The organism is Fuchsiella alkaliacetigena (assembly GCF_023227765.1).
GTDB classification, from domain to species: Bacteria; Bacillota; Halanaerobiia; order Halobacteroidales; family Acetohalobiaceae; genus Fuchsiella; species Fuchsiella alkaliacetigena.
In genome coordinates this window covers 22,727-35,917 of sequence record NZ_JALKBZ010000029.1, presented here as the reverse complement: position 1 = coordinate 35,917, position 13,191 = coordinate 22,727, and the positions used below count along the sequence as shown (strand labels likewise).

Here is a 13,191-nt window from a genome sequence, read left to right as displayed (position 1 = left end):
TTAGAAAGCAATTTAAGACGATAACAACCGATAATGGGAGAGAGTTTTATGATTATGAAGGGATAGAAAGGTCATTTACTGGCAGTAGCATTCCAAGGACAAGTCATTATTATGCAGATGCCTATTGTTCTTGGCAAAGAGGAAGCAATGAGAACTTAAATAAAATGATTAGAAGATTTATACCTAAAGGTACTAGTATAAAGAAATTTAGTCGGCGTGATATTAAAGAAATTCAAAAATGGATGAATAACTATCCAAGAAAGATGTTTAATTTTAAAAGTTCTGATGAAATATTTAAGGAAGCATTAGAAGCAGCTTAAGTTATATATGAGTTAGTTTGAAATATGCTTTAGCAAAGAGGAGAGACCTCCTTGCAGGAAAAAAATGGATGATATCTCCTCTTTAAAGAGGAGATATCATAAAAACTCAATCTATTAATCCATTGAAATAGAGGGTATGTGTTTTTTTAAAAAGTCTGTGCATTTTAACTTGCAAAGAACTGATGATCACAAATTTTTTCTTGCAATCACCCTAGTTTAATCCTTAACTATATTAGATATATTTAAATTTTTCTAACTCAATATCGACTAAGCTCCTAAAAGGATCTTTTGCTTTTTCTTAACTACCTTAATTCTTGTTCTATTATTCCCCCACCAATTAAAATATCTTGTTGATAAAAAACCACAGCTTGTCCCGGAGTGATCGCTCGCTGTTTTGTCTCAAATTCAACTTTAACTCTTCCAGTAGATAAAGGATAAATATTAGCTTTAGCCGGTGAAACATTATATCTTACCTTAGCTTCTACCTCCATTTCCTTCTCTAAGCGAGGAATAGCAACCCAATTAACTTCTGTTGCTATTAGTTTCTTTCCAAAAACATCCTGGTTATCACCAACAATTAAAGCATTTCTCTCACTATCTAATTCAACTACATATAAGGGCTTATGATAGGATAGTCCTAAACCTCGCCGCTGTCCAATAGTATAAAAAGGCAGTCCTTTATGTTTACCTAACTTATTTCCTTCTAAGTCTAGAATAGGGCCCGGTTCTATAATTTCAGGATAGTTCTCAGCTAAAAAACGATTATAGTCATCATCAGGAATAAAGCAGATCTCTTGACTATCAGGCTTATCGTGAACAGCTAATCCAAACTCTTTAGCTAACTCTCGAGTTTCGCTTTTCTTAAATTCTCCCAGAGGCATCAAAGTACGTTCCAATTGCTGCTGAGTTAAGCCATATAAAGTATAAGACTGATCTTTATCTTCATCTTCAGCCTTTCTAATCAAATGTCTTTCTTCAGAATTATGCTCAATCTTAGCATAATGTCCTGTAGCCATATAGTCACCATCTAGTTCTAAACTTTTCTTTAAAAAGGCTTTGAACTTCACTTCTTGATTGCACATTATACAGGGATTAGGAGTTCTAGCTTGAGCATACTCTTCAACAAAGTAATCAATAACCTTTTCCGCAAATATATCCTCAAAGTTAACTACATAAAAGGGAATATCCAACTGATAAGCTACAGCTCTAGCATCTTCTACTGCTGATAAAGAACAACAGCTCTGTTCTCCAGCAACAGTTTCATCTGTAGGCCAAATCTGCATAGTAATTCCTATTACCTCATATCCTCTCTCCTTAAGTAAAGCAGCAGTTAAAGAGCTATCAACTCCTCCACTCATAGCTACTACTACCCTTTTGGGCTTCGTCATCTCTTAATCACCTTTCTTATTCTCAAGCTAATACTTATTAATATAGTTACTGATGCTTCCCTGATTTATCATCACAATCATCACACATATCTCCACCATTTAGTCCTAAGTAATTATTAATTGCTTTTTTAAGAGCATCAGCAGCCAAATTAGAACAGTGCATCTTTTCAGGTGGTAAGCCTCCTAGAGCCTCAGCTACATCTTTATTAGTTAATTTTTGAGCCTCTTTAATACTCTTACCCTTTACCATTTCAGTAGTAATACTACTAGTAGCTATAGCAGCTCCACAACCAAAGGTTTTAAACTTTATATCTTGGATTATATCGTCTTCTACATTAATAGATATCTTCATTATATCTCCACAAGTAGGATTACCTACTTCTCCAACTCCATCTGCATCTTCAAGCTCGCCTATATTGCGTGGATTTTCAAAGTGTTCCATTACTTTATCAGAATACATTTTCTTCACTCCCCATTTTTATTAAATACTTTTAAGCTTCTTTTTGATTATAAATCGGAGACATAGCTCTTAATTTTTCTACTATCTTTGGCAAAACATCTAACACGTGCTCAACCTCTGCTTCGGTATTATACTTTCCTAAAGTAAGCCTTAAAGAACCGTGAGCAATTTCGTGTGAAATTCCCATAGCTAATAAAACATGAGAAGGATCTAAAGAACCAGAAGTACAGGCCGAACCACTCGAAGCAGCAATCCCTTTTAAGTCTAAGTTGAGTAATAGAGATTCACCTTCTATATATCTAATACTAATATTAACATTATTGGGTAAACGTTTATTTCGATGTCCATTAAGCTGTACTTCATCAATTCTTTCTTCAATTCCTTCAATTAATTTATCTCTTAAGCGAGTTAATTTCTCTTGTTTTTCCTTCAATTCATTTTTAACAATTTCAGCTGCTTTACCCATTCCTACAATACTAGGAACATTTTCAGTACTAGCTCTTTTGCCTCGTTCTTGTGCTCCTCCATGCATAAAAGGAACAATTCTAGTACCCTTTCTTATATATAAAGCCCCTATACCTTTAGGAGCATTAAACTTATGTCCAGAAAGAGATAATAAATCCACATTTAATTCATTAACATCAACAGGAATTGAACCTACCGCTTGCACAGCATCAGTGTGAAAACAAATTCCCTTTTGCTGAGCTATCTTGCCAATCTCTGCAATAGGCTGAATAGTACCTACTTCATTATTGGCTAACATAATACTAATTAAAACTGTATCATCTCTAACTGCCTCAGCTACATCTAACGGATTAACTAATCCCTCTTCATCCACAGGTATAGAAGTAACTTCAAAACCATGATACTCTTCTAAATATTCGCAAGGATGTAAAACAGCATGGTGTTCAATGGCAGAAGTAATAATATGCTTTCCTTGTTCTCTATTCTGCATTGCAATTCCTTTAATAGCCAAATTATCAGCTTCAGTACCACCACTAGTAAATATAATTTCTCTTGGTTCATCAGCTCCTATTAAGTCTGCTACTTTTTCTCTAGCTTCTTCTACTGCTTCTTTAGACTCTCTACCGAAAGCATGCACGCTAGAAGCATTACCAAAAGTATCTGTAAAATAAGGCTTCATAGCTGCTAAAACTTCTGGTGCAGTAGGAGTTGTAGAAGCATTATCTAAGTATATAGGTTCCATATAGTAAATTCCTCCTTAATAATTTTTAAATATGATATAAATATCCTGACTTTCCTTTTTGTCTAGCATTAATAGCTTCTTGACGTAAATCCTCTAAGCTAATAGAGTCTAAAACCTCCGAAATGCTTTCTTGCAGCTCTTTCCAAATCAAGTGAGTAATACAGTCCTCTACTTTATTACAGCTTTCTTGGTTATCTTCAGCAACACAGTCCGCAGGAGCTATTGGACCTTCTAGCTCTCTAATTATATCTCCTACAGTAATTTCAGCCGGTTCTTTAGCTAATAAATAACCGCCATAAGCACCGCGAACACTATTCACTAAACCGGCTTTGCGTAATACAGCTATTAATTGTTCTAAATAGTTTTCAGATATATCCTGTCTTTCAGCTATACTTCTTAAGGGAATACTCCCTTCACCATAGTTAAGAGCTAAATCAAGCATAGCCTTAACTCCATAGCGCCCCTTAGTGGAAAGCTTCATTTAACTATCCTCCCCCTCTTTAATCCCGACCATTTTTCTAGGTTTTCTAGCATTATATTAACACAATCTATTTAACTTGTCAATAAATAATAAATAGTTAATGTTCTGAACTACCAAAACATTAACTTAGCTTAAGAAGCTTATATTTTTATTATCCACTATTAAGTAGTTTTTATTATTCAGATAATCAGTATTGAGAACCTTACTCAAAGTTTTCTTTGATTTTTTTAAATTGGGCCCTACCCCCTGTAGCCTCGCTAATCTCTTCCTTACATTTTTTGATAATACTAGGCTGCAAAGCTGCTATAACCTCTGCTGCTTGGTTACTATAGACAGTATCCTTTATTTGAGCTGAATAGCCTTCTAAATCATTAATAACCTGGCCTAAATCATCATAGGGCACTGAAATACCTACAGTTAAATAACGTTTCTTCTGTATCACCTTAGCTGCGTTAATCACTTCTCGCCCACATTTCCCATAAGCTCTAATTAAACCACCTATACCATGCTTAACTCCCCCAAAATAACGAGTAACTACTATAGCTACATTTGTTATCTCCTCTCCTTCAATAGCCTGCAAAATTGGCGGGCCTGAAGAGCCAGCCGGCTCCCCATCGTCATTAGCTCTCTTTACTGCTTGATCACCTAAACCAACCTTAAAAGCATATACATTATGAGTTGCATCAGCAAACTCTGCGGATACCTCAGCTATAAAGTCTTCGGCTGCTTCTACAGTATTTACATTAGCTATTGAAGTGATGAATTTACATTTTTTAATTTTGTTTCGAATCCTATAGTTTTTAGCTACAGTTTGGTATTGATCAGCCATTAGTTTCACCTCGAAATTTCTTTAGCTTAAGAAGAGCTTGTATTGTTATTTAGCTAAATCAGCTAAAAATGATTTAATCTGCTTTTCATACCCATTATCACTAGGTTGATAAAAGCTTTCATCCAACAACTTCTCCGGTAAATACTGCTGTTGAATATAGTTTTGACTATAATCATGAGGATACTTATAATCTTTACCGTTTCCTAACTGCTCCGCACCTGGATAATGTGTATCTCGCAAATGCTTAGGAACTCCTGACATCTGCCTTTCTTTAACGAAATCTATAGCCTGATCTATTCCCTTATAAACCGCGTTACTTTTAGGAGCTGTAGCTACATAAAGAGCAGCTTGAGCTAGCGGAATTCTAGCTTCAGGTAAACCTAAATACTCTACAGCCTGAGCTGCTGAATTAGCTACCACCAAGGCCTGTGGGTCAGCATTACCTACGTCTTCTGCTGCATGGATTACCACCCGCCGGGCAATAAAACGAGGCTTTTCTCCAGCTTCCAACATTTTAGCCAGCCAATATAAAGTAGCATCGGGATCAGAGCCCCGCATACTTTTAACAAAAGCCGAAGTAGTATCGTAATGATTTGTTCCATGTTTATCATAATCTAAACAGCGCTGCTGTATTGACTCTTCAGCTACCTCGAGGTCTATTACTCTAACTCCTTCCTCATTCTGCGGAGTAGTCAATACAGCTAACTCTAGAGCATTCAAGGCTGAACGAGCATCTCCGTCAGCCTGATTAATTATATGTGCTAATGCTTCCTCTTTTAAATCAACATTATATTCTCCTAATCCCCGTTCTTGATCGTTTAGAGCAGTTGAGATAATCTTTTTTAACTCCTGTTCCTTTAAAGGCTTTAATTCAAAAACCCTAGATCTGGAAAGTAGAGGAGAGTTTATTTCAAAGTAAGGATTTTCAGTAGTAGCCCCAATTAAAATAACTATCCCTTTCTCTACTGCTGCTAACAATACATCCTGCTGTGACTTATTAAATCTATGTACTTCATCTATAAATAAGATAGTTCGTTGACTATACATTCCTCTTTTTTCTTTAGCAGTATTGATAGTTTTTTTAATCTCTTTAACTCCAGCTGTAGCAGCATTTAAGGTTTTAAACTCAGCTTCAGTAGTATTAGCAATTACCATAGCTAAAGTAGTTTTACCTGTACCAGGAGGTCCATAAAAAATCAAAGATCTCAATCTATCGGCTTCAATAGCTCTGCTTAACAGTTTATTCGGACCCACAATCTCTTGCTGACCTACAAATTCAGCTAAACTACGGGGTCTCATCCGCATTGCTAAGGGAGTAGAACTATCTACTTTATCCTCCGCTTGATGAGTAAACAAATCCATTACCATCTCTCCTTTTTAAAACAACAGCTTCAATAAATAATAGCTCCCACAACCCCTGAGATAACAATTACCATCACCGGATCTAGCTTTAATTTAGCCACAGCTAAAAAGCTAGCTAAAAAGATAGCTATACTGCTCCAATCATTAATACCGCTGCGAGCAATCAATACCGCCGCAGTTACAATTAAAGCAATCACTACCGGTCGCACTCCTCGCAAGATAGTTTCCATTAGGGGATGATCGCGAAAATAAAAGAAAAATTTAGCCACAATAAAAACTAAAACTAAAGCGGGAGTAATTACTCCTAAAGTAGCAATCAAAGAGCCTAAAATACCGTCAATTCTATAACCTACAAAAGTAGCTAAATTAATAGCAATGGGCCCGGGAGTCATCTCCGAAATAGTCAATATATCAACTATTTCCTCAGCCACTAACCACTGTTGACTTCTAACTATTTCCTCTTCAATCAAGGGAACCATTGCGTAACCACCGCCAAAACTAACTAGACCAATTCTAGCAAATACGAAGTAAAGTCTAAGCAAAACACTCATTCTATCTCCTCATTTCTAAAAAAGAACATCCCTAATAAGCCTCCAGCAACTATCACCACTACTGGATGAAGAATCCCAAAAACTAAAATACTTAGACTAACTACTACGAAGATAATATGTCGCTTAGTCTTAATTACTCGCTTGCCAATTCTAAAGGCTGGCATCAATATCAAAGCCACTACTGCCGGTCTAGCTCCTTTTAAAACCGACTCCATAATAGCTAAATCCCTAAACTGACTAAAAAAATAAGCAATTATAGAAATAATAATAAAAGAAGGTAAAGCCGCTCCTAAGACTGAAACTATTACTCCCGGTACTCCCAAAACCTTATAACCTACAAAGACTGAGGTATTAATAGCAATAGTTCCTGGCATTGACTGCACAATAGCAATAATATCTACAAACTCCTCTTCAGTCAGCCATTGGTTTTTAATAGTAAAAGCATCTTGAATCAAAGGCAGCATTGCAAAGCCTCCACCAATAGTAAAAGCACCTATCTTGAAAAAAAGCAAAAACATCTTCAACAATAGCAACCAGCTAAACTCCAACCTTTGGCTTTCTTGCAGCTCCTTAACTGCCATTTGAAATATACACCTCTTTTAAGTAATATATTATTCAAAACCCTCTACTCAATTATTCTTTCTTCAGTCAGAATCTTATCTACAGGCAGATCATACTCACCAGTAACTACTTCCTCTACAATCTGAATTTCAAAAGCCAAAGCAACTCTATCCACTTCCTCAGCTAATTTAGCAGAAAACCTATCGTAATAACCGCCTCCATAGCCTAAGCGATTCAGTTCTTCATCAAAAGCCACTCCCGGCACTAATACCATATCTAATTCTTCATACTCCACTGGCCGAATATACTCCTCTTTAGGCTCCAAAATATCATAAGTACCTAGTTCCAACTCTTTATCATAATCCTTAAGCTCCGAAAGCAATAAAGATCTATCTTCAACTTGACTAATGGGAACCACTACCCTCTTACCCAGATTAAGAGCCTCTTTAATCATAAATTCAGTCTTAACCTCTTTTCTAAAGTCTATATAAAACATAATCAAATCTGCTTCAATAAACTCTTCTAATTCAAAAAGTTTTTTCTTAACCTCTAAACTCTTTTTTAATAGTTCCTTATCAGTCAATCGATTTCTATAACCTAATACCTTTTCTCGTTGTTCCTTTTTAGCCTCTTTAATTTCATCCTTAGACATTATTTCATTCCTCCCCTTCTTAAAAATTTCCTATACCTATCATATCAAATCCCAGAAAAGATTGTCAATAGCAAAACCTAGTTCCCTGGATGGAGAACTAGGTTTCTAAGTTTAATTTAAGGTCCCACCGTGCCGTGTAGGTGCTTATATTTTTGCTCCCTATTTGTGAAAGTGGGTGCCCTCCCACCTAAATTGCATGTCCACTCTTAGGAGGCATATACGCCCTAGGTGGAGACCAGGCTCCCTTTGTATTGGTGTTGGGCAAAATATAAACCCAGCACGCACACGGTAGAACTAAATTACTTCTCTTAATTTACTTAAATGATATCATAATTAACTTTAAATTGCAAACATTTAAAATTAGAACTATATATTTTGGTAAAAACTCAAATAACTCCTATTTACTACTAATAAGTATACTTATTAGCTAATTAGCATACTATTTTATTAAACTAAACAGGAGCGTGATTAAAATTGGGCACAGAACCCCTGTCAACAGTATTATTACTTTCAGTTTTAGTTGAAATAGTCACCGATTCTATTAAGTCGGCCTTATCAATCCGAGGCCAAAAAAGCAAACTTATTGCTTTATGTGTAGGAATTATCACCTGTTTAACAACTCAAATAGGACTTCTAAGCCAACTAGATATTGCTATTAAATATAATACTGTCGATTATATACTCACAGGAATAATTATCTCCCGCGGTTCACATGCTATCCATGATATTTTTTCAATCTTTGAAAGAAATAATCCTACCCAAACTCAAGATCAAGATGAGGATTAATACTACAAAAGATCCTCTTCTTCTATATCGATTTCTAAGTTTAGTTCTTCAAGCTGTTCTTGATCGATATTTGAAGGAGCTTCAGTTAATAAACAAGTAGCATTTTGAGTCTTAGGAAAGGCTATCACATCACGAATAGTATCTAAGCCTCCCAGTAGCATCACTAAACGATCTAAGCCAAAAGCAATACCTCCATGAGGTGGGGCTCCATAATCAAATGCTTCCAATAAAAAACCGAACTTTTCTTCTATCTCCGCTGGGCTTAAATCTAAAATCTCAAAAATCTGCTCCTGTAACTCGCGATTATGAATTCTCAAACTTCCCCCACCAATCTCTACTCCATTCAATACTAGATCATAAGCTTTAGCCTTTACTTGAGCAGGGTCTTCAGTTAATAATTCAATATCCTCATCTTTAGGAGCTGTAAAAGGATGATGCAAGGAAACAAATCTACCTTCTTCTTCATCGGCTTCTACCAAAGGAAAATCTGTTACCCAAGCAAAATTAAACTCATCTTCATCTATCAGCTCTAATTCAACCGCTAACTTTTCTCTTAAATTACTTAAAGCTGCTGCTACCACTTTAGGCTGGTCGGCTACAAAAAGTAGTAAATCTCCCTCTTCAGCCTCCATCTCCTCGATTATACCTGTTAACTCTTCCTCACTTAAAAACTTAGTGATTGGAGAATTAATCCCATCTTCTCGCAGAGCAATCCAGGCTAAGCCTTTAGCTCCATAAATACCTACATATTCAGTCAGCTCATCTAGATCCTTACGCGAAAAGTCAGCACATCCTTTAGCATTGATTCCCTTAACTTGACCACCGCTCTCTACAGTACCGCTGAAAACATTAAATTCAGCTTCGGCTACTATTTCTGAGATATCAACTAATTCTAAAGCAAATCTTAAGTCCGGAGCATCGCTGCCGTAGCGCTCCATAGCTTCCGCATAACTTAAACGAGTAAACTCTCCAACATCTGTAATTCCTACTTCGGCTAATAACTCCTTAATCAACTCTTCCATCAAACTCATTATTTTTTCTTGATTCATAAAGGACATCTCAATATCAATCTGAGTAAACTCCGGCTGTCTATCAGCTCTTAAATCTTCATCACGAAAGCATTTAGCTATCTGAAAATAACGCTCCAACCCAGAAACCATCAGTAACTGCTTAAATAGCTGTGGTGATTGGGGTAAAGCATAAAATTTACCAGCATTAACTCGACTAGGTACTAAATAGTCCCTAGCTCCTTCAGGAGTGCTCCGAGTTAACATCGGCGTTTCTATCTCCAAAAAGTGCTTTTGATCCATAAAGTCTCTAACCTTTTTCATAACCTTGTGCCGCAAGATTAAGTTTTCTTGCATCTCTGGTCGGCGCAAATCTAAGTATCTATACTTTAAACGAAGATCTTCGCCCACCTTTTTCTCTCCATCTATTTGTACTGGAGGTGTCTTGGCGCTATCCAGTATTCTCAACTCCTGAACATTGATCTCTATCTCTCCCGTAGCTAAATCAGGATTAATAGTTCCTTCAGGCCGCTTAGCTACTTCTCCTACTATAGCTATTACATACTCTTTACGCAAGTCCTCCGCTTTAGCAAAAGCTTCTTGTTGCTGGTCTGGACTAAACACCACCTGCACCAAACCAAATCTATCTCTGAGGTCTACAAAAATCAAACCTCCGTGATCTCTACGTCGCTGCACCCAACCTGTCAAAGTTACTTCTGCTCCTATCTCTGCCTTACTTAAATCATTAGTATAATGACTTCTTTTTAAACCTTTCATAGTCTCCATTTTTTAATTATGTCCTCCTAACTTCTATCTATTTAAGTTCTGCTCTCCATTTCTGAAACTAAATTATGTAGTTCTATCTCCTGTTGTTCTCCACTCTGCATATTTCTAATAGTAGCTACTCCAGCTTCCAACTCATTCTCACCTAAAATAATACTGTATTGAGCATTAGTGCGGTCAGCACACTTCATCTGACCCTTTACACTTCTATCTAGATAGTCCATTTCTACTCTACAACCAGCTTCTCTTAATTTAGCTAAATACTTAAAAGCAGTTTTTTGAGCTGCTTCCCCAATAGTAATAATAAATAAATCTAAATCAACAGTTAAAGACAACTCCACTTCCTGCTCTTCTAGGGCTAAAATGATTCTCTCTATTCCCATTGCAAAGCCAATTCCAGGAATCTCTCGTTGTCCTATTTCCTCGGCTAAACCATCATAGCGTCCACCGCCAAAAATAGTATCCTGGGCCCCCAAACCGGTATATACAATTTCAAAAGCTGTCTTAGTATAATAATCCAAACCTCTAACTAAAGCTGGATCTATAGTATAATCAACAGCTAGTTCATCTAAGTGGTTTTTAACCTGATCAAAATGCTCACTACATTCAGTACAAAGTGAATCATAAATCTCTGGTGCTCCCTCGAGATGTTGCTGACATTCCTTACTTTTACAGTCTAAAATTCGTAGTGGATTACGATCATATCTGGACTGACAGTCAGAACACATATCTTCCAAATTAGCAGCAAAGTAATCCCTTAACTGCTCTCTATATTCTGTCCTACATTCAGGGCAGCCTACACTGTTGATTAATACTTCTAAGTCCGCCAAACCTAATTCTGCTAAAATTTGTAATCCTAACAGAATCACCTCAGCATCCAAAACCGGACTATCAGTACCTAAAACCTCTACTCCTAACTGATGAAACTGCCGGTAACGACCGGATTGAGGCCGTTCATATCTAAACATGGGCCCGAAGTAATAATACTTAGTCGGTTGAGCCTGACCATAAATCTTATTCTCCAAAAAAGACCTGACCACTGCTGCTGTACCTTCAGGGCGGAGAGTTATACTCCGTCCGCCCTTATCATCAAAGGTATACATTTCCTTTTCTACAATATCAGTAGCTTCTCCAATACCTCGCTGAAACAATTGAGTTTCCTCAAAAATAGGAGTTCTAATCTCCTGGTAATTGTATCTTTTTAAAATATCTCGAGCAGTATCCTCTATATACTGCCATTTCAAACTCTCTGGCGGGAGAATATCATTAGTTCCCCGCGGAGCAGTAATATCCATTATTTTAATCCTCCCTAATCTGTAAGCAAAATCAATTATCCTTGTAATTCTGTAATAGTCTCTATCAACTCTTCCGCCTCTTCTTCATAACCTAATTGATCATAAAAGTACTGTAAACGATATAACGTGAATATATCTTCTTCCTCCTGAGCTAACTGATAGGCCTTCTCAAGCTCCTCTTGAGCCTCTTCTTCAGCTTCCATTTCATAATAAAGATTAGCTAAATCCAATCTTAATTCTGCACTATTAGGGCTAACCTCTAAAGCCTCATTATAAGCAGCAATAGCATCTTCAAACTTATCCTGTTGAGCATAAACATGGCCCAGATTGCTGTATAAATAAAGATCCTCTATTCCACTCTGACTTTCTGCTAAAGCTTCTTTATAGTCTGTTTCAGCCTGAGCAAAGTCTCCTTCGCTGGCAGCTCTATAAGCTCGCAACTCAGCAGAATCGACCTCAATATCTGCCTGAGCTCTTTGTTCCTCTACTAAATCTTCTAAAGCCCGCTGAGCCTCTTCCCATCTCAACTCTTGAACTAGCTGCTGTCTCTCTTCAGCGTCCTCTTCCCCAGTTAATAGCTCTTGTCGATCAGTCACTTTTAAAATATGATAACCTTCTTCAGTCTTAATTGCTCCACTAACTTCGCCACTATCCAAAGTAAAAGCTACCTCGTCTAAACCACTATCCAACTGACCCGGGCTAACAACGCCTAATTGACCGCCTTCTACAGCAGTAGGATCATCAGAATATTCGGCAGCCAGCTGAGCAAAGTCCAATCCTTCCTCTAATTGCGCTAAAACCTCTTGAGCTTCTTTTTCTGCTTCAGCTTCCGTTCTATAATCTGTGCTTAATAAGATTTGACTAACTTGCACTCTCTCAGCAGCAGCTAAGAGCTCCTCTTCACTAGCCTCAACTTCAGCCTCCAACTGCTGTATTAGAGCTTGCACCAACTGCTGTTCTGCTAGCTCTTCTCTGAGCATAGCTCTAACATCGTCTAAGGTTGCTCCTTGTTGAGCTAACATCTGTTCAAATTCAGCTTCAGAATTAGCATAGCTATCTATTAAATGTTGTAGTTGTGCCTCTATCTGTTCTTCACTTACCTGACCCTCTATTCCCAGCTCTTGAGCCTGCTGAATCATCAGCTGCTGATCAATCAACTGATCTAAAACTCTATTTTTCAAGGAAAGTAAGTGTAAGTTATCCAACTGTCCAGCTAACTGCTGTCGAGTTGAATTTAGAATCTGTTGATACTGATTATAGTCTATAGGTTCTCCATTAACCACTGCTATATTTGCCGACTCTTGCGGCTGCTCTTGCATACCCTCTGTTGCAGGTTGTTGCTGCTGTTGTTGACCATTGGTAAAAAGCCCGCTTAAACCTACCAATACCCCACCGCCAGCAAAGGTAATAGCCACTATAATGACTAATATCTTAGAGTTCTTGCGTATAAACTCAAAAAACATTGCTTATCCTCCTTTGAATTTAACAAATTAAAATTACCTGTGGTTC

Annotated in this window: 14 protein-coding genes and 1 other RNA gene; 2 read left to right on the top strand and 13 right to left on the bottom strand. The window is 37.2% G+C overall.

From position 1 onward, the window contains the following. A partial coding sequence (locus MWH30_RS09225) for an IS30 family transposase (RefSeq protein ID WP_248663789.1) occupies nucleotides 1-320 on the top strand: 320 nt, incomplete at its 5' end. 302 nt (nucleotides 321-622) lie between these two features. On the opposite strand, the gene mnmA is transcribed toward MWH30_RS09225, so the two are convergent. From mnmA to ssrS, 10 genes are all read right to left on the bottom strand, one after another. Beyond that, nucleotides 623-1,708, bottom strand: coding sequence for a tRNA 2-thiouridine(34) synthase MnmA (gene mnmA, locus MWH30_RS09220; protein ID WP_248663788.1), 1,086 nt, complete (start codon nucleotides 1,706-1,708; stop codon nucleotides 623-625). A gap of 46 nt (nucleotides 1,709-1,754) precedes the next feature. After that, nucleotides 1,755-2,168, bottom strand: coding sequence for a Fe-S cluster assembly scaffold protein NifU (gene nifU / locus MWH30_RS09215; protein WP_248663787.1), 414 nt, complete (start codon nucleotides 2,166-2,168; stop codon nucleotides 1,755-1,757). Nucleotides 2,169-2,199: 31 nt separating this feature from the next. Next, complete coding sequence (nifS, locus tag MWH30_RS09210; protein WP_248663786.1) at nucleotides 2,200-3,375, bottom strand: cysteine desulfurase NifS; 1,176 nt, start codon at nucleotides 3,373-3,375, stop codon at nucleotides 2,200-2,202. A gap of 25 nt (nucleotides 3,376-3,400) precedes the next feature. Further along, nucleotides 3,401-3,856, bottom strand: coding sequence for an RrF2 family transcriptional regulator (locus MWH30_RS09205; RefSeq protein WP_248663785.1), 456 nt, complete (start codon nucleotides 3,854-3,856; stop codon nucleotides 3,401-3,403). Between the two features lie 202 nt (nucleotides 3,857-4,058). Next, entirely contained in the window at nucleotides 4,059-4,685 is a 627-nt protein-coding gene (locus MWH30_RS09200) for a YigZ family protein (protein WP_248663784.1), read from the bottom strand. A gap of 45 nt (nucleotides 4,686-4,730) precedes the next feature. After that, complete coding sequence (locus tag MWH30_RS09195) at nucleotides 4,731-6,047, bottom strand: replication-associated recombination protein A (protein WP_248663783.1); 1,317 nt, start codon at nucleotides 6,045-6,047, stop codon at nucleotides 4,731-4,733. A gap of 29 nt (nucleotides 6,048-6,076) precedes the next feature. Then, on the bottom strand, nucleotides 6,077-6,598 hold the full coding sequence (locus MWH30_RS09190; RefSeq protein ID WP_248663782.1) for a chromate transporter: 522 nt from the start codon (nucleotides 6,596-6,598) through the stop codon (nucleotides 6,077-6,079). After that, nucleotides 6,595-7,179 carry a chromate transporter gene (locus tag MWH30_RS09185; protein WP_248663781.1) on the bottom strand — a complete coding sequence of 195 codons (585 nt, stop codon included), beginning with the start codon at nucleotides 7,177-7,179 and terminating at the stop codon, nucleotides 6,595-6,597. The genes MWH30_RS09190 and MWH30_RS09185 overlap by 4 nt, the downstream gene beginning before the upstream one ends. Nucleotides 7,180-7,223: 44 nt before the next feature. After that, on the bottom strand, nucleotides 7,224-7,811 hold the full coding sequence (locus tag MWH30_RS09180; RefSeq protein ID WP_248663780.1) for a 5-formyltetrahydrofolate cyclo-ligase: 588 nt from the start codon (nucleotides 7,809-7,811) through the stop codon (nucleotides 7,224-7,226). Between the two features lie 117 nt (nucleotides 7,812-7,928). Beyond that, a non-coding RNA gene (gene ssrS, locus MWH30_RS09175) (6S RNA) lies at nucleotides 7,929-8,109 on the bottom strand. 176 nt (nucleotides 8,110-8,285) lie between these two features. Between ssrS and MWH30_RS09170 the strand changes: the two genes are divergently transcribed. Further along, nucleotides 8,286-8,597, top strand: coding sequence for a hypothetical protein (locus MWH30_RS09170; RefSeq protein ID WP_248663779.1), 312 nt, complete (start codon nucleotides 8,286-8,288; stop codon nucleotides 8,595-8,597). Nucleotides 8,598-8,599: 2 nt separating this feature from the next. On the opposite strand, the gene aspS is transcribed toward MWH30_RS09170, so the two are convergent. Genes aspS through MWH30_RS09155 form a run of 3 tightly spaced genes read right to left on the bottom strand, consistent with a single transcriptional unit; the run spans nucleotide 8,600 to nucleotide 13,145 of the window. Next, entirely contained in the window at nucleotides 8,600-10,390 is a 1,791-nt protein-coding gene (aspS, locus tag MWH30_RS09165; protein ID WP_248663778.1) for an aspartate--tRNA ligase, read from the bottom strand. Between the two features lie 32 nt (nucleotides 10,391-10,422). After that, nucleotides 10,423-11,682, bottom strand: coding sequence for a histidine--tRNA ligase (hisS, locus tag MWH30_RS09160; protein ID WP_248663777.1), 1,260 nt, complete (start codon nucleotides 11,680-11,682; stop codon nucleotides 10,423-10,425). A gap of 35 nt (nucleotides 11,683-11,717) precedes the next feature. Continuing rightward, nucleotides 11,718-13,145 carry a peptidylprolyl isomerase gene (locus MWH30_RS09155; protein ID WP_248663776.1) on the bottom strand — a complete coding sequence of 476 codons (1,428 nt, stop codon included), beginning with the start codon at nucleotides 13,143-13,145 and terminating at the stop codon, nucleotides 11,718-11,720. Between the last annotated feature and the right edge of the window lie 46 nt (nucleotides 13,146-13,191).